We start from the raw sequence: 22,143 nt of genomic DNA, 5'->3' as shown, positions 1-22,143 counted from the left end.
CTTATCACCAATTAAAAAAAGCAACAGATGCCTGTTCACTTAATGCATCAAACCATGCGCTGGTTTGGCCCCAACGATCCTGTGAGCCTGGCTGATATTGCGCAGGCCGGCTGCGCAGGTGTGGTAACAGCCTTGCACCAAATACCGGTAGGTGATGTATGGCCGCTTGATGCCATTGTGCAAAGAAAAAAGATGATTGAAGCAGCAGGCATGAGCTGGACAGTGATTGAAAGTCTGCCGGTGAGTGATGATATTAAAAGGCAAAGCGGCGATTATTTGCAGCACATTGAAAATTATAAAACGAGTCTGCGCAATGTGGCTGCTTGTGGTTTAAAAGTGGTGACCTATAATTTTATGCCAGTGCTGGATTGGTTGCGTACCGATGTTGCCTATGCGTTACCCAACGGGGGCACCGCATTATTTTTTGAACGCCTGGCATTTGTTGCGTTTGATCTTTTTTTATTGCGGCGCCCCGGTGCTGAAAAAGATTATTCTTCAGAAGAAATAAAAAAAGCCACCGAAAAATTTTCGGTGATGTCGCCGGAGGAAAAACAAAAATTATTTCGCAATGCGATGCTGGGCTTGCCGGGAAGCGATGATGCTTTTACACCGGAACAGGTTTTATCGGCATTAAAAACCTACGATGGAATTGACACCGCTCAACTAAAAAATAATTTATTTTATTTTTTACAACAGGTAATACCAACGGCAGAGGAGTGCGGTGTTCAAATGGCTATCCACCCGGATGATCCGCCTTATGCTGTGTTGGGTTTACCCCGCATAATGAGTACGGAACAGGATGCTGCCGATCTGATTGCTACCATTCCATCCAAAACGAATGGATTTTGTTTTTGCACCGGTTCGTTTGGCGCAAGACCGGACAATGCCCTGGTAAAGATGATCCGCCGTTTTGGCGACCATATTCACTTTGTTCATTTGCGCAATACCAAAAGCGATGGCCAGGGAAATTTCTATGAAGCCAGTCACCTGGAAGGTGATGCAGACATGTATGCCATTGTAAAAGAAGTATTGTTGTTGATGCAGCGTAGAGGCATTGCGTTACCCATGCGGCCAGATCATGGTCACCAGTTACTGGACGATTTAAAAAAGAAAACCTATCCGGGTTATTCGGCCATAGGCCGCCTAAAGGCGTTGGCAGAATTGCGTGGAGTTGAATATGCAATAAGCAGAAACTTATGACCAGCCAGGCGCAGGGCTGGTCATAAGTCAATGTGTTTTGTTACAATTAATAGCGTATCCATTTAACATCTGCTCCCGCAGAAGCAATTCATCTTGCATTCAGTTAACAGTTGTTACCTGCAAAAGTAAAAACTTCCCTGCACCTCCCGGCCATATTGACGAACGGGCTGCTACAATGTACTGCTAAATATTGCCCCGGTTCAAAGCTTTAATAACAATCATGATGATCGCAATTACCAATAACAAATGAATTATTCCCCCGGTATAAAAACCTCCTAAAAAAGAAATTGCCCAGATGATAATGATGATGACAGCGATTAAATACAAAAGATTACCCATAAAAAATGAATTTAAGAATTAAGAATATTGTTGTTGTTTAAAAATCCTGCCAAATTTTAACAAGTTATTTTAGGCTTATTCCAGTTGGCAATTTGCTCAATGAGGGGATTATTGTCTACAAAGCAATTAAGTTGAGGATAAACATTATCCAAGTCGCCATAATACAATGGCCAGTGCGGGTTTTGAATTACCGGTGTGATGGTTGATGAACGCAGCCTTCATTAAATTAGTTCATCATATTAACCTGCATTTCCTCAACAATGCCCTGCCCCAACTAAAAACTTAATATTTGTAACGCCTGCATTGATTTACATCACCGAAATCATGGTAACAAACAAATATTGGAAGTGCCCGCCCGCAGGCCCTACCAAAAGCAGGATGCATTGACACACTCTGCCAGGCTGTAAAATAATAATAAGCCACTTTTTAAACAGTAAGTTAGTTAACGATGGTTTTTTTCTGCATATCAAAAGCCGCTATATTTGTTTGCAGTTTATACAAACGGATGCTAAACATACTTTGCCATTGACCATGACACGCGGGTCCGCGGAATGAACAAATTTTTTGTTACCTGCATCCTGCGATTATAAACAACTTGCGTCTAATTATCAGTTATACCAATTAATTTAAAATATGAAAGCAATACTTCTCCTGGTTGCCTGCGTGTTTTTTACTCATCTGACACGGGCACAACATACAACGCTTACATTTGCTGAACGGTTAGGATATCCCAAAGGTGCCAGGGTAGTTATTGTGCATGTTGACGACGTAGGCATGTCCTTTGATTCCAATGAAGGGGCTATCAATGCTATGTCAAAGGGGATTGCTACCAGTTGCAGCGTAATGATGCCATGCCCCTGGGTGCCCGCCTATGTACATTATTTAAAAGATCATCCACAAACCGATGCCGGCCTTCATCTTACCCTAACCTCCGAATGGGACAATTACCGCTGGCCGCCCCTGAGCGGCAAACCAGCTGTGCCCGGACTGGTAGATAAAGAAGGAGCCATGTGGCCGGAAGTAGAAGATGTTGTAGCCCATGCTTCAGCAGATGAAGTGGAAACAGAGCTGCGTGCCCAAATTGAAAGAGCCCGTCAAATGGGGTTTGAACCTACTCATATGGATAGCCATATGGGCACTTTGTTTGCAACACCCGCTTTTTTGCAACGATACGTAAAACTGGCTATTGAATATCATATACCCGTGATGTTTCCCGGGGGACACAATACACTCATTGCAAAGGAAGGAGATTATTCCGCGGCGCAACTGCAGACCCTGCAACCGCTGGCCGAACAATTATGGAACGCGGGCCTGCCTGTGCTGGATGATATTGTGAGCAAAACGGGCTGGAACCTGCCGGAAGGCACACCTGAAACAGATACCAGCCTGCAACAATTTAAAACCCGGAAGTACATTGAAACTTTTGCCGCTATTCAACCAGGGATAACTTACCTGATTATGCATTGTACGCAACCTTCAGATATTTTTAAACATATTTCTGCAACCGGACCGGAACGAAAAGGCGACATGCTGGCGATGATGAACCCTGCATTAAAAAAATATGTAGAGCAGCAGCACATTATTTTGGTTACCTGGCGTGAACTGATGGAGAGAAGAAGAAAATACCAGCCGGGAAACTAAATATTTTACCGTCAAGGCCAAACGTTGGGACAAAGTGATTGGCAAGTTTGCCACAATTAATACCGGCTCCATGTATCGCCGGTGCTTTTATAGCTAATGGTTCGCCTGGCTTTTTTAACAGTCATATAATAATCTGTGCCATTGGACGACGAAATTTCAAACAGGTCAGTTACACTGCCACCATCTGTTTTCTTTTCTGTATCCATTATCAGCGGCAGCGGCAATTGGTCCGCTGTCAGGTTTCTGGAAACAGCCAGGAAATTCCCATCGGTGCCATAGAAGGCTTCCAGCCTGATGCCGTTGCTTGTAAAAGTTGCTTTGTAAAATTTGTCGGTCGTTTTCCATTCCACATCATTTGCTGTTTTAAAATCCTTGTGCAGTTCAGTTACAATTGTGGCAGGCACATCAGTGGGAGTAGTTGCAAAAACGGCAGACATAGTCAGCGTAAAGGCTGAGGCGAATGCCAAAATTTTCTTTTTCATGTTTGTTTTATTTGTTTTGAATTAATTACAAACACAAAGCTAGAGCGGCTTGGGTCACCTTTTTTTAAAAAGCTATCAAGTGGTAAATTGTTGCGATCAACGCCCACATTTAACAGTAGTTAACACCTGCATCATTATAGCGACCAGCAATAATAAAAAGTGAATAGGAAAGGATAAGAAAAAATGCATGATGGCAGGACGGGAGCCAGGCTGATATAAATAATCCGGCCGAAGCTGACTATGTGCAGCTGCAGTTCTCTCAATTGCCGCATGGGCAGATTGTACAGGCCATCATAGAAAAGGGCCGTTGCGGAGAAGCCGGGATGAATGTTTGAATGTTGTATAGGCAATAAAAAGTATAAATCATGCGTCTGATTGTCTTACATCCGTCACAATAGTGATGGCTATTTTATACTTCATAGGGTAAATTTTGTTTTGGGAGGGGAACCAGTTGCACGGCAAAATAATGCAGGTGCAGGTATTAATTTACCCGGATGACCTTAAAAAAAATTGGCTGATTTAAAGATGGAATGGCTTGCCAGTTTCAAGCTCATATTCCATTTTGGTGATTTCAGTTATCTCGTCAATGGTTATTGCTGCTGTGGCTGGTTTATTGATAAAAAGCCTGATTGTTCTTTGTGTATCGCAGCCGTGAGCGGGGGGGTGATTGGTGAAATAAAAACCTGTTCCGGAATCTGTCAGAATTTCCTTATCCCATTCTGACCATTTAAACCTAAAAAATAAAAAATGCATGCCTTTAATTTAATTAAAAATAGCAAAGGCTTTTCAATCCAACCTGTTGGTCATCCCTGATTGTTACCGGTCAACAAAAATTTATGCGGTCTCTCGTTTTACATTTACGCATTTCAGCAACAGGTATCAGCAGTATGTCATTGAATAAAATATTGCAGGTATTTAAGGTAGCGTACCAAAGCCTGCCTGTATTGATTGCTGAAAGCCGAAACACTGCTGATCTTTTGATACAGAATTTATCTTTTATAAATTTAGCTTAAGTAACAAGGGGCTAAGTTGCCGGAGCTTTTTATTGAAACCGCTTGCCGGGCATTTTATAGTAAGGCCGTTTTTGGGTTTTAATTTTATTGAAATTTTTGGTGCCGGCTTCTTTAAGTAGTTGTCATTCGATGACTTTGGCGGTGGTGTCAGATGCAGCAATTTTTGGCAGTGTGAAATTGAAAGTACTGCCTTCCTGTTCGCGGGAATTTACCCAAATAGTGCCGCCGAGATTTTCAATAATTTTCTTTGTAATTGCAAGGCCGATGCCTGTGCCTGCGTACTCCGTTGTTTTGTGAAGTCGCTGGAAGAGGATAAATATTTTATCGAGGTAGGCATTGTCAATACCTATCCCATTATCGGCTACTGAAAATTGCCAATGTGCGGGCAACTCGGTACATGTGATATCAATCCTCGCCGGCAGGTCAGCTTTACTGTACTTTAACGCGTTGCCTATTAAATTCTGAAAAACCTGGCGAAGGGGAACCTGCGCACCATACACTGTTGGCAGTGAGCCTACATTTATAACACCCTTTTTATCTTCTATATCTTTCCTGAAAAGCAGCTTAGTTTCTCCGATCAACTTATTCATGTCCAGTGTTTCCATATTGTCTTCCACTTTTCCCACCCTTGAAAATTCAAGTAAATCGAGTATAATTTCCCTCATCCGTTTAGCTCCGTCCACAGCAAAACTGATATACTTTTTTCCATCGTCATTCAGTACATCTTTGTATTTCTTTTCCAGGAGCATTAAAAAGCTGGTTACCATCCGCAACGGTTCCTGTAAATCGTGCGAGGCTACAAAGGCAAATTGTTCCAGCTCAGCATTCGATATGGATAACTCTTTGGCATGCTTTGCCAAATTTTCATTCAATGTGTTGAGCCGCATTGCGGACAGCTTATCTTCCGTTACATCCCTGGCGATAGCAATCCAATGCGTAACACATCCTTTTTCGTTTGACACGGGACTTACAGACATATGGATCCAAAATGCTTCGCCGTTCTTTTTGTAATTGACAGTAGTAATGGTGCAATGCTGTTCCGCCCTGATGGCAGATTCCAGGCGTTTCATTTCGTTGCGGCAGGATTGTGGACCATGAAACATTTTAGGCGTTTTGCCTGTTAATTCACCTGCAGTGTAACCAGTCATCCTTGTGAGGGCATCATTAATGTAAACAATTGGCATTTCTGCTTCATCCCCACGGGCGGCTTCAATAATCATTACAGCGTCACTGGCATTTATGATAACTGATTCCAGTAATTTAAGGTGCTGCTCTTTTTGCTTTTGTTGGGTAATATCCTGCATAGCGCCTACCATCCTGATTGCTTTACCTTGTTCATTTCTGATTACAAATCCTTTATCAGTAACGAAGGCATATTCGTTATTGGCTTTTAGAAAACGGTATTCAGCAAACCAGTTTTCCTGTACGCCTTCAATTGCTGCATTGATACTCTTCATTATTTTATCTATATCATCCGGATGAATATTGTAGTTCCAAAAATTACTATGAACATTCAGCTGGCTGTAGCGATAACCAAAAATGGAGTCAATACCGTCTCCCCAATAAATCATATCAGTAACCAAATCCCAATCCCAGATGGCATCCGAGGTAGCTTTTGCAACAAACTTGTACCGCTGGTTACTTTCCGCAAGTGATACTGCCAGTAATTTTTGCGCTGTAATGTCCTGTACAGTTCCTGTTAGAAAAGCAGGTTCGCCCCGCTCATTTTTTTCTAATTGTCCTTTTTCATGAACCCATTTAATTGAGCCGTCTGTCATCACGATGCGGTGTTCTACGTCAAGATCTTTTTGACCGTTGAGAACAGCACGCCGTGCCTTAAAAAAAGCTTCCACGTCATCCGGATGGATGGAGGACAGAAAGAATTCAAAATCCGGTTGGCTCGATTTATACTCCCAAATGCTAAATACTTCGGCGGACCAGTATAAGCTGTTATTGGTTAAATCAGTTTGCCAATATCCAAGTTTAGCAATCCGCAGCGCATTGTCTAATTTCAGTTCCCTGTCCAACAGCAAATCCAGGGTAATTTCTCTTTGTGTAACATCATTACACAACACCGTCATACACTTCCTGCCATGATACATAATTTTGTTACCAGACACTTCCACCTGGATCATTGATTTATTCTTCTTTTGATGCGTACATAAACCAAAGTAAAAAATGCCCTCTCTTGCAACCTGTTGTTTTGCTTTTAAGGTGGCCTTTTCACTGTCTGGCATTAAGTCCATAAGGGTTAACTCCAAAAATTCACTCAGGCTATATCCGTAATGCGAAATAGCTGCCAGGTTTACGTCCTTAATTTGAAAAGTTTCCAGGTCGTAAATCCATTTTGGCATCGGGCTGTATTGAAAAAGGATTCTGTAATGCTCTTCGGAAATCCTTAATTCTTCCTGATTTTTCCTGCTTTCTGTAATGTCCTGCGCTGTTCCAAACAAACGGATGATATTGCCTTTTGAATCTTTTTCACTATATCCGTGTTCCTGAATAATTTTTTTATTACCGGCTGGCGTGGTGATATGATACTCTATCACATAAGGCTTACCGGTTTTTTGTGAATGGCTTTTGGTTTGCATTACCGATTGCTTGTCTGCTTTATCTATCAACTTTATAAATGAACCATGTGTTTGTAAAAATGCATTTTTATCTGTACCAAAAATATGGTGCAACTCATCCGACCAGGTAAATGTATCTGCTTTAAAGTCAAAACTCCAGCTTCCGAGTTTAGCCAGCCGCTGTGCCTCTGCTAACAAGGTTTGGCTTTGTTTTATTTGCTCTTCTGTCTTTTTTCGATCTGTTATATTTCTTGCATAGCAGGCAATGCCCATCACTTCACCATTTGTGTAAATAGGGTTAAAACTAATATCAAACCAGGCCTCTTTTCTTTTAGCCATTGGCGGGCTGTAAACTTCCTTTTTATAGGATGCTCCCGACAGGGTTTTGCCAAGTATTTTTTGCCATGATTTCAGCATCGCTTCAGGAAAACTATTTTTGTCAATCATAGAATCGCCAGGCTGAAGCGTAACGCCTGTCTGTTCCCGGAAACTTTTGATAAATGCTTCATTGGCAGCAATCAAATTTGAATTTACGCCAACACTCCATATTAAATCATCCGTACTGTTTATAAGGGCCTCATTATTTCTTTTTTCAAATTCTTTTTGTTCTTCGGCTTTTATTTTCTCCGTCACATCTCTTGCCACTGCATATCTTTTTTGATTCTTTTCATCCCATTTTGCCTTCCACTCAATGGTAACCAGCGAGCCGTCCTTTTTTACGTAACGGTTTGTAAAGCTATTGGTGCCGTTACCATTCCTGATGCTGTCAATTTGGTGTTTGGTTTTATCACGGTCTTCAGCAAACACAAAATCAAAAACAGGTTTGCCAATCATCTCACCGGGAGTGTATCCAAATACTTTTTCCGATGCAGCACTTACATCTGCAAATAATCCATCGGGATTTACTGTACAAATTACATCCAGCGTGGATTGCATAATTTCATCCAGCCTGGTTTTGGCATCCTCCAGTGCCAGCCTGTTCAAAGTATCTTCTGTAATATTTTTAGAGTAGCAGGCTACGCCAAAAGGTTTTTCACCGTCATTGTACATGGGGCAGAAGGATATCAGTCCATATTCTGTTCTTTGATTAGCCGGGTTATACACTTCTTCCCTGATAGAATATTTTTCTCCATTCAGTGCTCTTTCATAATATGCTTTCCACCGGTCATTTAACGTTTTACCAAATTCTTTCTTGAATACATTATCTCCTTCTTCCGGAACTTTTGCATTCACCGCCTCCATCATTTTTCCATATGCATGGTTAACGGCAATTAACTTATAGTCACTGCTGATACTCCACATCAGGTCTTCGGTATTATTGATGAGGGCTTCTTTTTTTTGCCTTTCAGATTCTTTATCCAGTTCCGCTTTTTTGCGGTCGTTTATCAATCTTAAAAATGACAATATTCGGTCAGTGCCGGCAATGTTGGCCTTTTTTACACTTATTTCTACCCAGGTTAAGTTGCCATCGTCCCGCCTGATTAACCATTCAAACAACTGCGGATTACCGGCAGCTGCTTTTGCAAATTTTTCCTTTGCCACACCGGCTGTATAGCCCGGCATGCCCGCCATCAAATCAGCGGGATCAGTTTGTAAAATATTTTCTTTGGCTGCACCCAGCATTTCGCATGCAGCCTGGTTTACATCAATCAGCAGGTCGTCTTCAATGCCGTGTATTAAAATACCTTCACTGGAGTTTTCAAATATCTCCCGGTAACTGTTTTCTGCGTAATTCAATAAACTGTTTTGATTAACGGAGTTTTGCTGGCATTGCTTGTGTGCGGAAGTATCGACTATGGTTACAAAGGCACCAATAATCCTGTTATTGTCATCTATCGAAGGTGCATACCTGCAGGCAAATGACGCAATGATTCCATTTTTATCCCGGAAGGAAAACCCGGCTCTTTCCGTGTGACCACTTAAGACCCGGTCATATATTTGGGTTGCAATTTGTTTTCTTTCCGGTTGAACATAATCAAGAATATGCCTTCCCTTTTCAATCTGCAGCTGCAGGCGGGTGTTATATAATTGTGCACACTGCCTGTTAAAATTAACTATGTGCAGGTCGTTATCGAGTAGCAGAAATGATTCATTTGTATGATTGAGCAGTAAGTTGATTTCCTGTTCCGCCTGCTTTCTTGCTGTTATATCCTGGAGGATATTGCAGAAGCATTGTTCGTCTGATTCATTAAAGAAAATAGTATAAGAAATTTCAAGGACTATTCGTTGCCCGTTTTTTTTTATGCCTGCAGTTTCTTCTTTTTGCTGGCCGTTTGCATTTCCTCTTATTAAGAAGGTATCAATTTCAGTGTGATCTATAATGCAGTCCAGTTGTTTGTCATTAAGTTCCTGGGTGGTATAACCAAACAACTGGCAGGCAGCTTTATTTACTTTTAAAATCTTGCCATCTGCTTTTGTAAGAATAATCGGGACAATAGCCTGTTCAATAATAGATTGATAGCCCGGCAGGTTTTTAAGCATAGAAATTAGAATATTGGATAATGAACCGTCTGAATTCCGGACAAAACAACTGAATCTCTTTTATTTACCTGCAAACTGGCGCTTCGCTGATGTCTCCGCATAAAGGCGTTGAACTGAAGACTGCTGCCAGCTTTTACAGTTAATAAAACAAACGAATATAATTGGATGCGGTATTGTTCACTGTAATTAAATTCCTTTTTTTCTGTAGTCGGGTTTCTACTTCGGCTTTCTAAAAAGATTGCTGGAACAGCTAACTGTATGGTTTACTATTTATCCATAACGCTTCGTTCCCTCTTCCTTATTATGTATAAGTATTAATTGAAAAGTTGTAGCATTGTTTTGACAGAAAAGTAAAACAGCCTAGAAAGTGGATACTATCAAGGCTGTTGCTTTTTATCAGTGACCCCTCAGGGACTCGAACCCTGGACCTACTGATTAAGAGGGGGAAAAATAACTTAATCTATCTTTTCTCAATTTAACTGATTTTAATCTAAAGTGCTTTAATTCAACTTGTTGCACGATTATTGCTTGTTTCCTATAGGGGCACTTTAGTCGCCTTTAACTGTGTTTTGTTTGCAAATTGTTTGCAAATTTTGACGTCAAGGACAATGCGAAGAAAGAAAAAATTTCAGTTATGTCTGCAACAATAAACATCATTCTTGATACCAGAAGGATTAAGAAAACAAACAAGTATCCTATAAAGTTAAGAGTAACTTATGAGCGAATTCCTGAGTACTACCAGACCATTTTTGATCTTACAAAGGATGACTATGAAAAGTTATCGGCCTCCAGGATTAGTAGTGATCTGCAAGTTATCCGGGATAAACTTAAGGACATCGAAAGAACTGCAGAAAATGCGGCTAAAAAATTAGATCCTTTTAATTTTTATGATTTCGACAAGCATTTCATACGTTCTAACAATCTCTTTCGCCAAAGAAAACAAAAGGATAAAACATCTCTTGATTCCAGCGATAAATTTGACTACTCCAGTTTTAATAAGAGATTCTGTATCCTGTCCGAGGAGTTTAAGTCAGGAACCATTTCAGCTTTTTATTTGGGTTATATCAAAAATTTGATACAACAGGGCCGCATAAGTACTGCGGTTAATTACCATGACAGTTATGTGTCACTCAAAAAATTTAGAGGACACGTAAGGTTCAGTGACATAACACCCAGCTTTCTTTTTGAGTATGAAAGCACATTATTTGCAAGAAATATTTCCAAAACTACAGTTGGAATGTACATACGTCCTTTAAGAACTATGTTTAACGAAGCCATCGAGGACGGCACTATAAGCAGAGAAAAAAATTATCCTTTCGGGAAACGTAAATATCGGATACCTACTTCCAAAAGTGTAAAGAAGGCCTTGGATCTAGAGGACGTAAAAAGAATATATTATTACGAATGTGATCCAACTAACGAAAACGAACAAAAGGGTCGTGATTTCTGGTTGTTTAGTTATTTCGGTAATGGTATGAATGTAAAGGATATCGCTGCTCTCAAATATAAAAACATTCACGACCAGTATCTCGTTTTCGAAAGGGCCAAAACGGAAAGATCGCTTCGCAGCGATCCCAAGCCAATCACTGTTTTTATTACTGAGGATATGTGGGCAATAATTAATCGTTGGGGGAACAATGACAAATCTCCAGGTAATTATATTTTTCCGATACTTGAGTCTGGTTTGTCAGCTTTGAGACAATTTGAATTGAACCTCCTTTTTGTGGCTTTCATCAACAACTGGATGAAAAAAATAATGACCAGTTTGGGAATTGAAAAGAAAGCAACCACATACGTTGCCCGACATACCTTCTCTACAGTATTAAAGCGTTCAGGCGCAAGTACAGAATATATACAAGAAGCCCTGGGGCATTCAGATGTAAAAACTACACAGCATTATCTTGACAGTTTTGACAAAGAAGTAAAGAAGGAATTTGCCCACCAGTTAACATCATTCAAAATTTAAATTTTTCTGAATATGAAAACAGATAAAAGTATACCATCTTTAAATACACTGGAAAATTTGGCAATAACTATCCAGTATACAAATACTTTTTTCCTGGATAAAGTTCAAAGGCAGGTGAATACTGCTTTAACACTTCGTAATTGGATTATCGGTTTTTACATTGCAGAGTACGAACAGTCTGGTAAAGACCGGGCGGATTATGGAAAACGACTTTTTAAAGCCATCGCTGAAAGTCTCATTAAAAAGGGGCTGAAATCAATCAGGGAAAGACATTTATACCTTTGCAAAGACCTGTATAAAGCTTACCCTCAGATTTTGCGGACAGTGTCCGCAAAATCGTATCTAATTGATTTTCAGCACTCTGACATTCTGCGGACAGTGTCCGCAGAATTGAGCCCTGACAAAATTCAGGCTGATATGAACCAGTTGCTTACTAACCTTAGTTTTTCTCATTTTATAGAGCTTTTAAAGGCTGATACAGACGTTAAACGCCGGTTCTATGAAGTTCACGCTATTCAAAGCAATTGGGGCGTGAGAGATTTAAAACGAGCCATTGAAAGCCTTTTGTATGAAAGAACAGGACTTAGTACCGACAAGGAAGCTACTCTGAAAAAACATATGGTCCAATATGATGTGAAACCTGAAGATGTATTTCGTAATACTTATTTATTGGAATTCCTGGGCTTAGAGGAAAAGCCATCTTATAGTGAATCCGATCTGGAAGAAAGTATCATCACCAACCTCCAGAATTTCCTAATTGAAATGGGACGGGGGTTTTGTTTTGAAGCCAGGCAAAAGAGAATAACGTTTGATAATAAGCATTATCGAATCGACTTAGTTTTTTATCACAGAATCTTAAAAACCCATATACTGTTGGACCTCAAAATTGGAGAGTTCGATCATTCAGATTCCGGACAAATGAATGTGTATCTCAACTATTATAAAGACAACGAATTCACCAAGGGCGACAATGATCCCATCGGTATTATTTTATGCTCTGGTAAAAATGAGGCATTGGTAAAATATGCAACAATGGGTTTGCCACAGCAGGTATTTGTTTCAAAGTACTTAATCAATTTGCCGAGTGAGAAGGAATTACAGAAGATTATTGAGGAGGAGAAAGAAAAACGACAATAATTATATTGCTATTTCCCAAATAAGATTTCAGAACATCTATTTTGAAATCTGTAAAAGCAAATATGTTTATTTTGATAAGTTTATAATTATCAATTTAGGACTAAATAAAAAAGCCACACCTGGATGGTGGGGCTTTGCAAAATAAAGTTTTTTAGACTTAATACTAATCCATTTTAATGAAAATTCCTTTTTCATCAAAAATCAAATCTTTTCCTTTAATCTCCGCTTCAAACATATGCTTACCGGAAGCATCGGTTACTTTACCAGCTTCTGTTATTTTAGCGCCATTATAATGTTTTGCAACATATGGAGCAACATTTGAAGGAAGTTGACTAACAGGAATTGCTTCAACAATTTCAAGAAAAATAGCTGCCGGAGTAAACGTTACGGAATTATCTTCTCCCGATTTTCCTCCCCAGTTTGCTTCGTAATTCCCTTTCTCTTTTTCCCAACTAACCTTCTTCGCATCTGGATACTTTTTAACGAATGCGTCTTTTACTGTTTTGGGTACATCTTTTTCTTTTAAGTCTTGCGCCATTAAATTAGTGGTAGTTAAAACACTAAATAAAAGCATTGATGACATGATTTTTTTCATATTACTTGATTTAATTTATACAATTTACTATTCGATTCTGTTGAGATACTGAAGCCTGTTAAACATCGCCGAACATCAGTATTAAAACACTACACTTTATCATAAATAATTGTTAAATACCAGTTATCTTTTATTTCTTACAATGCAAATCGGAAAAGAAAAAGAGAAGACTTAATAATTATTTAAGTCATTTCTATAGAACTGCTTTCAATTTTTCAACCTCCTCCCCAATCAACTTTTTCACCTCCATCTTCACCTGGTAGTAATTATCCATCACCTGCTGTTGTGTAACCTTAGATACCACAGGAATGTCTTTGTATTGGCTCACCTCCTCATTTAGTTTATCAGCATCATTAATAATCTCTGCATGAAACATCTTCAGTTTTATTTTCTCCTCCGGGTTATCAGCAACTAATCCAACAAACTCACCTGAAGAAAGAGCTGCAATTTTGGAAGCTGGTATGGCGCTGTCCAGTTGCTTGGAGTGGCTGATGGAAGTATCGGTGCGGTTTACGGAAACACTCTGCCTGTCTTGCATAATTTTTCCGAAACGTTCCGATAACAGTTTGGAAGTTTCTCCCATCACCTGGCCGCTGATGATGTTACCTGTGATATTTACAATGACGTCTGCTTGCTCTTTTCCGTAATCTTTTTTTAACTGGCTGAAATCCTGCATGGCTAATGTAGTGGCAACTTTATTACTTCTTGCAGTGGCAATCAGGCTATCCATGTTGTTAAAGTAGATGGTCGGAAATTCATCAAACACCAAACTGCATTTCAGCATCCCTTTTTTATTTACCTGCCTTACCAATCTGGAAATATAGAGCGATAAAACTGCACCGTAAATTTGTTGCTTCTCAGGGTTGTTACCTACGCAAACAATTTTAGGATGTTTAGGATTGTTGATATCCAAGGTGAAATCATTGCCAGACAATACCCAATACAATTGTGGGGAAGCCAATCGTGCCATACCTATTTTTGCAGAGGCAACCTGGCCTTCTAATTGCTCCATAGCATCGTTTTGGTAAGCGGTGATAAATGGGTTTACCAACACTTCAATTTCAGGCTGGGTATTGAGTATCGGGAACAGTTCGTCATAATCAGCCAGCATCAGTTCTATTACATGCGGCAGTGTACAATATTTTCCATCTTCATACTTTTTCAAAAACCAAATGATAGCCGTAACAAAGTTGATAGGCGATTCTACAAAAAAATCTCCCTGCTTGTTTATCCATTCTCTATTCAACCCCAATAAAATTGTTCTGGCTGATTCTGTTGCATCGGTAATATCATTCATAGTATTTGGATCTAAAGGATTGCAGCGATGCGATACAGAAAGGTTATCAAAATTGATAACATAGAAGGATGGCGGTACGGAATATTTATATTTGTTTTGTTGCAACCAGTTGTAAACAATTTTAGATAAGTCATCGTATTTAAAATCATATACAAACATGGCAAAACCCTTTTCAATATGCTGTTTGATGACATGCTGAATTACAAACCAACTTTTACCGGAGCCAGGACTTCCGATCACTAACAAACCTCTGAAAGGATTGATGATATTTATCCAGCTTTTTCTTACCCTGTTTTTTAAATTATACCGGGCAGGAAGATTGATAGAATATTCGTTGGATAAAAACCTTTCTTCCTGCGGAAAAGTTTCATTTAAAGAATTAAAAATATCGTTTGATAAATTCAGGCTGATTAACCGGCTGAGTAAATTACCACTGGCGAGTATTAGCAAATATCCAATACCTGTTACAGCCATGTAAATAATGGCGGTATTTTCTACGGTATAATTCAGGCTTAATAAAATTTTACTGCCAAAGAAAAGTAGTAAGCCGATCAGTAAATATGCTGTAACAGATTTCCAATTTATCTTTTCGTTTTTTTTGCCTTGTGCTCCCAATAAAGAAACCACTAATAATCCTATGGCCAAAAACTTAGAAGTGTATTGATTGTTAAATAAGCCAGTGTGCATGATGTTGGTCATTAGCCTATCTGTGATGGTACTTTTAATTTCCCAATGCTTAAAAGCCGCATAACAGTAATAATAAAAATGCAGCAGTAAAATAAAGATGCTGGCAAATCTTGTAAAGTCTAATATCTTTCTCAGCCCCTGTTCATTCTCCCCGGTATGTGACATAACTCTTGTTTTTATAAATTAATTTTCTTCTTTTTCTTTCTTTTCTTTTTCAGCAGATTGTTTGGAGTGTTATCGTATTGCTCTTTGGTTGATAAAAGCACATCTAATAAATTTTCGTTTTTAGTAGTTGTTGAAATTGTTTTGTTCTGCTGTTTATTAAGGTCATTTTCTTTCAGTAAAACACCCGAAGAACTACTGCCTTTTGTTTCGTCGTGGGTAAGTGGATTTTCATTTACTACAGCCAGCTTGCTTTGCAATGCAGCCGCACTATATCCTTTGCCTAAATCACTGCCATTGAAAACAACTTTGTTTTGGTTGTCAACGAAAGTGATGCCATACAACCTGCCTTCTGCATTTTGTCTTAGTACGGTATAAATATTTTTTTGATTCAAAGCAGCTACTAAATTTTTCATACTTCCTGATGAAGTTTGCAGGCAATCATCAATAGCATTTTTAGTTCTTTGTTTCAATGGTTCCTTTGCAACTTCATTGGCAATAAATTTCTTTTCCAGATTATCAAGTATTGGTTTGCATCCAATAGAGCTTGCTTTGATGGGTACTCCAACCTTATTGCCATCAGCATCCAAAATGCGGTAAACAAGTCCACGGTTCTTGTAAATCCTTCCTTCTTCTTTACCTCTGTCTGCAACCACATTGAATTGTTTTAAAGCTGCATTAAATTCCGGTAAAGAAGTAAACTTGTATTGACTAAATACTTCACCCACCACATTTGAAATACTACGCTTTGTTTCAGACTTTCCATACACCGCTTTTTGTGCATCCACCGGCTTGATGCCAGGCTTCATTAATTGCTGCTGCCTTTCTGCTTTTATCAATCCATATTGTTGCTCTATTTCTTTTCGTGCTTTTTCAGATTGATTCCTGCCAATGTTGTGGGTATTAATTCTGCTGCCATCTTCCTTGATGGTGGTACTTACAATGTGAATGTGTGGATGCCCTGCATCCTGGTGTTTGTAAACAAGGAAAGGTTGTTGCCCAAAGCCAATCTTTTCCATATACACATTAGCAACCTCAATCAGCTTATCATTTGATAGCTTTTCAGAAGGGTCAAAATTTAATGAAATATGGATGGTCTTGGTGGTTGCTCTGCTATTCAAATTATTCAACATTTCAAAGCCATTTAATTTTTGATAGAAATTCATGTTCTTTGCTTCACTTAAATAATTAGCAGCATGCAAACATTCAGCAGCACCTTTCTGCACTTTTTTTTCGTTGTAGTTCAGTGCAGCTTCAATACTTTTCGGTATCGTTATTTTTGCAACCATTGCTCATAGAACTGGCTAACCTTTAATTTTATTTCTTCCACCTTGCTCACCAATGATTTTTGTAAACCATCGTAATGTTGTATCCAAAACCTGAACTCTGGTATCTTATCAAGTATGTGCAGTTTGTGTACCGCCTGGTTAAAATTATTGCCTATGCCATTGAGCTCTTTTTTTAACTCCAGCATCTGTTTCAAAAAATCATCTGCCGATTGGTTGCGATACTTCACCGTAACTGGCTTTTGCATTGATACGTTTCGGATATATTCACTAAGGCTCCTTTCTGTGGTTTGTTGCTGTTTCTTTTTTACCTGTTTTAACTCCTCATCATTCATGCGGATTTTGATAAAGATTTTCCGTACCTCATTTTCCTGCTTCTTCATAATGCTACTTTTAAGTTTTGTTACAATACTTCAATCGTCTTTTACAATCCCCGTACGACTCCGGAGTGAAGGGGCAAGATTTCAAACGTGGCCACGTTTGTACATCTTGCCATGTGCAAGACCCGGCACATTACGCCTTGATAAAGATGAATACTTGAAGAATTTGTGAGGATATGTTTCGGAGATACTTTGAAACATAAAAAAGACAAAGCCAGGAGGCTTTTCAATAAAATCACTTACATAGACTTTTTCTCGTTCCACAAATTCATTTTCACAATCAATCTACCATCATAGACAAGGCAAATTTTATACCAAGTGCAAGTAGTAGGCCGCTAAATTTCCCCATTGTTAGTAAGTGCTTTTTGCAGCATATCGGGATTGAATTATTATTGTGTTATGAGAAATGCCTTAAACAACCTTTTCAGCAATCAAATAAATTTAGAAGATAGCAGCCAGTTTTATTACACAATTACACCTTACGAATTGACCAATGCTTTGGGCAGTATCATAGCTGTTTTACAGGAATATAATTTTACAAAAAAAGACGATAATAATGGGCAATTTTCCTGCAAATTATACAAGACAAAAGAAGGTAATTGGTATGATATTGAAGAGGCAAAAACAACTGTAGAAAAAGGAACGTTGAGACTACTTAAATCCGCTATAGACACCAAAGAAAACAAAGATATTGCTGGCCTGTAATACGTATTAAATGATAAATTCTTCCGGACTTATTTAATTAAGAAAAACTCCATAAACTCTTCGCCATTAGTATCTTTCACTAACTGAATATCATCTCCAATTTCGTACATATAAGTGTATATCCCATCGTCTTTTATATGCAGAAATCTGCCTGGTTTATTTATTGAAACTGGATATTTTGAATACCATTTTTCAAAGTGATTTTTTGTCTCAATTTGTTCAACTGGGATTGTATCAAGATTGATCACCCTGTTAGTGCCATCAAACAGATGATCCAGCGTTAAAACCCTTTCTTTTTTTACCTCGTTTTTGTTTTTACTTAATGTGCGGTAATGAGGAGCTTCTATCCTCGTTAAATAACTGGCATGGGCTGGTAAATCCTTATTAACTTCTTGAACAAAATACACGGCTATTGCTACATTTTCCCAGGGCAGAGAATTCTTTTCCAAATGGGTTATTACTGCAAACAGGCTCAGCGCATCTGAATCCAATAAATAGCTAAGCATTTCATTGACTGAAGAAGGGATAAAACCTATTTTCTTTCCTTGTAAATACAGTGCGATGGCGCAGTCATCGTACTCATTCTCCGGCTCTCTTACAAGCTCTAATAAATCGCCTTCTTTCATACTATCCAGCAATTGCATTCCTTCGTAGTGGTGGAAGCCAGCTACGAAACATTGCAACAGGTATATTTTTCTAAAATTCTTTGTTAACGAAACTGGTAGTTTGCCGATGGCAATAGAAGCAATTAATTGTTTTAGGAAGCCTGAACGGTTCATGCCAGGTGTTGTGTTTTTTAAAATGAATGCGTATTGTTTTCCATAACTTCAATAGCACTTTTTTACGATCGTCATTCTTCAATTGATTTGATGTACTTATCAATATTTTTCAATTGCTTATTAATCTTTGCAACATCAAATTCAGTAGGATCAAATTTACCGCCTGCCCATATTTTTGTGTCCTTATAATCAGGATGACGGTTATTAGATAATATGGATAGAAAATCATAAAATCCTGTTATCCCGCCACAATCTTCTGGTGGGCATTTTAATGCACCTGATATGCAAAATGGCAATTGTTGAGTGTTGGCGAGCGATTCATATTTTTCCAATATTATTGAGTGCCCCCATCCGTCGCCAAAATCATATTCATACTTGAAACTTTCACCTTCTTTATCAATTAGGGCTATGAGTTTGGTTTCCTTGGCATTTATAATATGACTTTCATCTTGTCCTTCCAGATTTTCAATGATTTCCCCAATCCGGTAACCTTCAATTGTAAATTCAAATAAATGAGCGTTTGTCCAGCCCATTGCAATTTGGATTGCATGGTGAAGTTTATAAAAAGTGATATCTCTGGGCAGAAGTAATTCCCGCCAGATTAAAGGGCTGGTTTTATCAAGATTTATTCTGATTCGAATGGCCTCAGTTTCTTTTACTTCCCGTTTCATTTTTATCGATTTTAAGTCCGGTTTATTTTGATATTTGAAAGTAATTCCTGCTTCATCAATCCTTATTTGTACCGTTGTCTAATTTTTCTATTTCCTTCTTTACTTCATCTATCAACTGCTGCTCGGTGGGCAGGTACAGCTGGTATTTGCTGGCAATGATTGTTTTGTTGCTTTCCGGTAAAGTAATTTTTACTACTGCGTCGTTTTTATCGGCACATAATAAAATGCCGATGGTGGGGTTTTCAAAATCCTGTTTTTCAAACCGGTCGTAGTAGTTTACATACATCTGCAACTGCCCAATATCTTCATGGGTGAGCTTGGTAGTCTTTATTTCAAATATCACAAAGGATTGCAGCAAGCGGTTGTAAAAAACAAGATCAATAGAAAATTCATCGCCCTCAATATGGATGCGTTTTTGTCTTGCTACAAAAGAAAAGCCGTTGCCTATTTCCAGCAAAAAATCCTGTAAGTGGGTAATGATGGCCGCCTCCAAATCTTTCTCATAATAAGCGGCTTCTCTCTTTAAGCCCAGGAACTCTAACACCATCGGGTCTTTAATAATCTCCTTGGCATCGGAAGGCTGTTTTTCTTCCCTGGCTACTGCCAGCACATCTTTTACCTCGTTGCTTAGTAAGAGCCGTTCAAACAACTGGCTGTTTACCTGCCTTTCCAGTTGCCGGGCCGTCCAGTTGTTCTTTGCTGCTTCGGCGATGTAAAACTCCTTTTTATCCTGGTTGTCAATGCGTATGAGGGTACGGTAATGTGTCCAACTGAATTGTGAACGCAGTGCGTTCATAATTGGAAAGCTACGGTAAAACTGCCGAAACAAATTTAACTGCCGGTAAGAAAAGCCACTGCCAAACTGCGGTTCCAAGGCTTCTGCCAATGATTTTATGAGAAACGTTCCATAGCCAGCCCTATCCTTACCTTCCTGTTCTTCTTCTAAAATAACTTTGCCAATTTGCCAATACATCAGCACCCTTTCGGTATCTACCGTACGAATGGCTCTGTCCTTTGCCGTGGCAATGATGGACTTTATTTGCTGAATAAGTTCTTGTTTTAACTGCATGGTGCTACTGCTGTTTTATGATTTTACTTTCTACATCTGCTTTTGCAGGAAACAAATTTTTTTTACATGGGTCATAATTATTCTGTTTCAGCAATACCAGTAACCTCGGGGCTAACATTCTCTTGTTAAATTTTGCCTGTCAGTTTTAATAACATGTATCTTGAGGTTTTTATATTTGTATCATTTCAAAATTCGGGATTCTGTGCAATAATATTTAATCAATCTTATCTCTAATTAAAAGCTTAACCAAATTTGCTGGTTCAATGCCAATATTTTTATGACCACAATCTTCTCTCATTTTTTGTATAAAACTTAAGTAGGTTGTAATCACAAATTTTGCTTTTTCATTATTGTCTTTATAATCTATTCTTGCAGAGTTTCTGTAAATAATATAAGCATTTAACACGTTATCAGACATCCACATCATTGCTCTGTGATTAAAAATGAACATTTGCTTTTCAAATTCCTTTTCGTCTCTTTCTTGATAAACAGTTTTATATAAACCTTCTCCTAAGAATTTTGCAAATTCATCGTAAAGCTCAATTTTCCTTTTCCTGAGATTATCCTCAATTAATTTTTTTAAATCATTTTTTCTCGAAGCCCAAGAAACCCAAAGGGCTACAGATGCGCCAACTAAGGCTCCAAAAAATGGCATAATCGTAGAAAGTAAAGTTTGAGGCATAGTTTAAATTATTCAAAGAGATTTGCAATATTATTTTCGGGCTTTATTATTTCTAATACTTCAACTATTTCGTGTTTTGTTTTTGCTTCGCTGAAATTATTGCTGTATGTATGCGTTGTCTTCATCTTTACTTTTAAAGAATCATTAGATTGAATGGTTACTTTTCGTGAGTGAAAATCATTCAACCAATTGGAATCAAGCATAGTTGCAATCAAAGGTTTTTTACCTCTCAAAAAATGCCAAATAGGCTTGTCAGTTAACAATTCAATCTTTTTAGCCTTTAATACTTCAGTCGTTTCATTCTCAATTGAAGATTGTCCCAGTTCGGCCAATATTTTTGGCTTATTAATATTAATACCGTTTTTAATTATGGCATTTCCGAAAGAAGACTTGTATTCAAATGAGTCATCTTTATCCATTTTGTCAGTAAGTTTTTGCACTCCGGCAATTGCATTTAAAAAGAAGTAAAGGTTTAAATAATCAACCATTAAAGCCTCGCCTTTACTGATTTCTGAAAGCTCTTTATTAATTTTATTGGCTATAACCTCTAAGTCCTTTTTGCTATCAATTGAGGGATTTCGTTCTAAATATTCCAGTAACCAATATTTTGCCTTTAAAAGAAAATTTCCAATTATTCTTTTCCAATCTAAAGCTTTAATGGCATCGTCTGGAATTCCTTTCAGGACCTGTGCCACCCTTGTTTTAATGGAACTATACTCAATATCAGCAAGCCTGTAGTATGGAATTCCACCCTGATAAATTGAACTAATAAGATATTTATCAAAGTCATACAAAACTTCATAGAATTCTTTAAGGGAATCAAAAGAACTAAATATTTCTTTTTCTTCTTTGAATAAATAATTCAGTTCGAACTCAATTTCTGTAGCTGACGTTTTTGCCATATCTTAACTATTTTCTTTTTACTTTTCTTCTCACAAATAACCCGGCCGTATATTTATCATAAACACAATTAAAAACTCAATCCTTTTAGTTTTATTAAT

18 protein-coding genes are annotated in these 22,143 nt (G+C 38.3%); 5 read left to right on the top strand and 13 right to left on the bottom strand.

Annotated features, from left to right (window positions below; translation table 11 throughout):
• Window positions 1–27 precede the first annotated feature (27 nt).
• Window positions 28–1,200 carry a mannonate dehydratase gene (gene uxuA / locus JWR61_RS11170; protein ID WP_301927890.1) on the top strand — a complete coding sequence of 391 codons (1,173 nt, stop codon included), beginning with the start codon at window positions 28–30 and terminating at the stop codon, window positions 1,198–1,200.
• A 183-nt stretch (window positions 1,201–1,383) separates the two neighbouring features.
• On the opposite strand, the gene JWR61_RS11165 is transcribed toward uxuA, so the two are convergent.
• Entirely contained in the window at window positions 1,384–1,539 is a 156-nt protein-coding gene (locus JWR61_RS11165; RefSeq protein WP_290336320.1) for a lmo0937 family membrane protein, read from the bottom strand.
• Window positions 1,540–2,172: 633 nt separating this feature from the next.
• On the opposite strand from JWR61_RS11165, the gene JWR61_RS11160 reads away from it, so the two are divergent.
• Window positions 2,173–3,180: a polysaccharide deacetylase family protein gene (locus JWR61_RS11160; RefSeq protein ID WP_301927889.1), complete on the top strand. Its 1,008-nt coding sequence runs from the start codon at window positions 2,173–2,175 to the stop codon at window positions 3,178–3,180.
• A 56-nt stretch (window positions 3,181–3,236) separates the two neighbouring features.
• Here the strand turns inward: JWR61_RS11160 and JWR61_RS11155 are convergent, their stop codons facing one another.
• The 3 genes from JWR61_RS11155 to JWR61_RS11145 form a co-directional block, all read right to left on the bottom strand.
• A complete protein-coding gene (locus JWR61_RS11155) occupies window positions 3,237–3,662 on the bottom strand; it encodes a hypothetical protein (RefSeq protein WP_301927888.1) in 426 nt (141 codons plus the stop codon).
• Window positions 3,663–4,181: 519 nt separating this feature from the next.
• Window positions 4,182–4,415, bottom strand: a complete 234-nt coding sequence (locus tag JWR61_RS11150; protein ID WP_290336317.1) for a hypothetical protein — start codon at window positions 4,413–4,415, stop codon at window positions 4,182–4,184.
• A gap of 382 nt (window positions 4,416–4,797) precedes the next feature.
• Window positions 4,798–9,726: a PAS domain S-box protein gene (locus JWR61_RS11145; protein WP_301927887.1), complete on the bottom strand. Its 4,929-nt coding sequence runs from the start codon at window positions 9,724–9,726 to the stop codon at window positions 4,798–4,800.
• A gap of 634 nt (window positions 9,727–10,360) precedes the next feature.
• Between JWR61_RS11145 and JWR61_RS11140 the strand changes: the two genes are divergently transcribed.
• Window positions 10,361–11,692, top strand: coding sequence for a site-specific integrase (locus JWR61_RS11140; protein WP_301927886.1), 1,332 nt, complete (start codon window positions 10,361–10,363; stop codon window positions 11,690–11,692).
• Between the two features lie 12 nt (window positions 11,693–11,704).
• A complete protein-coding gene (locus JWR61_RS11135) occupies window positions 11,705–12,829 on the top strand; it encodes a YhcG family protein (protein WP_301927885.1) in 1,125 nt (374 codons plus the stop codon).
• Window positions 12,830–12,992: 163 nt separating this feature from the next.
• Here JWR61_RS11135 and JWR61_RS11130 read toward each other — a convergent pair whose 3' ends face one another.
• The 4 genes from JWR61_RS11130 to JWR61_RS11115 form a co-directional block, all read right to left on the bottom strand.
• Window positions 12,993–13,424: a PepSY-like domain-containing protein gene (locus JWR61_RS11130; protein ID WP_301927884.1), complete on the bottom strand. Its 432-nt coding sequence runs from the start codon at window positions 13,422–13,424 to the stop codon at window positions 12,993–12,995.
• A 193-nt stretch (window positions 13,425–13,617) separates the two neighbouring features.
• Window positions 13,618–15,573, bottom strand: coding sequence for a conjugal transfer protein MobC (gene mobC, locus JWR61_RS11125; protein WP_301927883.1), 1,956 nt, complete (start codon window positions 15,571–15,573; stop codon window positions 13,618–13,620).
• 11 nt (window positions 15,574–15,584) lie between these two features.
• Window positions 15,585–16,859 (bottom strand): relaxase/mobilization nuclease domain-containing protein, encoded by a 1,275-nt coding sequence (locus JWR61_RS11120; RefSeq protein ID WP_301927882.1) that lies wholly within the window; start codon window positions 16,857–16,859, stop codon window positions 15,585–15,587.
• Window positions 16,844–17,239, bottom strand: a complete 396-nt coding sequence (locus JWR61_RS11115) for a plasmid mobilization relaxosome protein MobC (RefSeq protein ID WP_301927881.1) — start codon at window positions 17,237–17,239, stop codon at window positions 16,844–16,846. The genes JWR61_RS11120 and JWR61_RS11115 overlap by 16 nt, the downstream gene beginning before the upstream one ends.
• Before the next feature lie 396 nt (window positions 17,240–17,635).
• Between JWR61_RS11115 and JWR61_RS11110 the strand changes: the two genes are divergently transcribed.
• Window positions 17,636–17,941: a hypothetical protein gene (locus JWR61_RS11110; RefSeq protein WP_301927880.1), complete on the top strand. Its 306-nt coding sequence runs from the start codon at window positions 17,636–17,638 to the stop codon at window positions 17,939–17,941.
• Window positions 17,942–17,970: 29 nt separating this feature from the next.
• On the opposite strand, the gene JWR61_RS11105 is transcribed toward JWR61_RS11110, so the two are convergent.
• From JWR61_RS11105 to JWR61_RS11085, 5 genes are all read right to left on the bottom strand, one after another.
• Window positions 17,971–18,720 (bottom strand): HIRAN domain-containing protein, encoded by a 750-nt coding sequence (locus JWR61_RS11105; protein ID WP_301927879.1) that lies wholly within the window; start codon window positions 18,718–18,720, stop codon window positions 17,971–17,973.
• A 71-nt stretch (window positions 18,721–18,791) separates the two neighbouring features.
• The gene (locus JWR61_RS11100; protein ID WP_301927878.1) at window positions 18,792–19,391 is read right to left on the bottom strand and encodes a plasmid pRiA4b ORF-3 family protein; all 600 of its coding nucleotides are present in this window, start codon (window positions 19,389–19,391) and stop codon (window positions 18,792–18,794) included.
• 55 nt (window positions 19,392–19,446) lie between these two features.
• On the bottom strand, window positions 19,447–20,460 hold the full coding sequence (locus tag JWR61_RS11095; RefSeq protein ID WP_301927877.1) for a YhcG family protein: 1,014 nt from the start codon (window positions 20,458–20,460) through the stop codon (window positions 19,447–19,449).
• 214 nt (window positions 20,461–20,674) lie between these two features.
• A complete protein-coding gene (locus JWR61_RS11090) occupies window positions 20,675–21,142 on the bottom strand; it encodes a hypothetical protein (RefSeq protein ID WP_301927876.1) in 468 nt (155 codons plus the stop codon).
• Window positions 21,143–21,150: 8 nt separating this feature from the next.
• The gene (locus JWR61_RS11085) at window positions 21,151–22,044 is read right to left on the bottom strand and encodes a hypothetical protein (RefSeq protein WP_301927875.1); all 894 of its coding nucleotides are present in this window, start codon (window positions 22,042–22,044) and stop codon (window positions 21,151–21,153) included.
• Window positions 22,045–22,143 lie beyond the last annotated feature (99 nt).

This window comes from Ferruginibacter sp. (assembly GCF_028288465.1).
Classification (GTDB): Bacteria; Bacteroidota; Bacteroidia; order Chitinophagales; family Chitinophagaceae; genus Ferruginibacter.
Note: the sequence above shows the minus strand (reverse complement) of the source record. Positions and strands in the feature narration are given on the sequence as shown.

Excerpts from the sequence above, each read along its gene's own strand:
- uxuA (WP_301927890.1), top strand. The coding sequence starts at position 28 with ATGCCTGTTCACTTAATGCATCAAACCATGCGCTGGTTTGGCCCCAAC.
- JWR61_RS11165 (WP_290336320.1), bottom strand. The coding sequence starts at position 1,539 with ATGGGTAATCTTTTGTATTTAATCGCTGTCATCATCATTATCATCTGG.
- JWR61_RS11160 (WP_301927889.1), top strand. The coding sequence starts at position 2,173 with ATGAAAGCAATACTTCTCCTGGTTGCCTGCGTGTTTTTTACTCATCTG.
- JWR61_RS11155 (WP_301927888.1), bottom strand. The coding sequence starts at position 3,662 with ATGAAAAAGAAAATTTTGGCATTCGCCTCAGCCTTTACGCTGACTATG.
- JWR61_RS11150 (WP_290336317.1), bottom strand. The coding sequence starts at position 4,415 with ATGCATTTTTTATTTTTTAGGTTTAAATGGTCAGAATGGGATAAGGAA.
- JWR61_RS11145 (WP_301927887.1), bottom strand. The coding sequence starts at position 9,726 with ATGCTTAAAAACCTGCCGGGCTATCAATCTATTATTGAACAGGCTATT.
- JWR61_RS11140 (WP_301927886.1), top strand. The coding sequence starts at position 10,361 with ATGTCTGCAACAATAAACATCATTCTTGATACCAGAAGGATTAAGAAA.
- JWR61_RS11135 (WP_301927885.1), top strand. The coding sequence starts at position 11,705 with ATGAAAACAGATAAAAGTATACCATCTTTAAATACACTGGAAAATTTG.
- JWR61_RS11130 (WP_301927884.1), bottom strand. The coding sequence starts at position 13,424 with ATGAAAAAAATCATGTCATCAATGCTTTTATTTAGTGTTTTAACTACC.
- mobC (WP_301927883.1), bottom strand. The coding sequence starts at position 15,573 with ATGTCACATACCGGGGAGAATGAACAGGGGCTGAGAAAGATATTAGAC.
- JWR61_RS11120 (WP_301927882.1), bottom strand. The coding sequence starts at position 16,859 with ATGGTTGCAAAAATAACGATACCGAAAAGTATTGAAGCTGCACTGAAC.
- JWR61_RS11115 (WP_301927881.1), bottom strand. The coding sequence starts at position 17,239 with ATGAAGAAGCAGGAAAATGAGGTACGGAAAATCTTTATCAAAATCCGC.
- JWR61_RS11110 (WP_301927880.1), top strand. The coding sequence starts at position 17,636 with ATGAGAAATGCCTTAAACAACCTTTTCAGCAATCAAATAAATTTAGAA.
- JWR61_RS11105 (WP_301927879.1), bottom strand. The coding sequence starts at position 18,720 with ATGAACCGTTCAGGCTTCCTAAAACAATTAATTGCTTCTATTGCCATC.
- JWR61_RS11100 (WP_301927878.1), bottom strand. The coding sequence starts at position 19,391 with ATGAAACGGGAAGTAAAAGAAACTGAGGCCATTCGAATCAGAATAAAT.
- JWR61_RS11095 (WP_301927877.1), bottom strand. The coding sequence starts at position 20,460 with ATGCAGTTAAAACAAGAACTTATTCAGCAAATAAAGTCCATCATTGCC.
- JWR61_RS11090 (WP_301927876.1), bottom strand. The coding sequence starts at position 21,142 with ATGCCTCAAACTTTACTTTCTACGATTATGCCATTTTTTGGAGCCTTA.
- JWR61_RS11085 (WP_301927875.1), bottom strand. The coding sequence starts at position 22,044 with ATGGCAAAAACGTCAGCTACAGAAATTGAGTTCGAACTGAATTATTTA.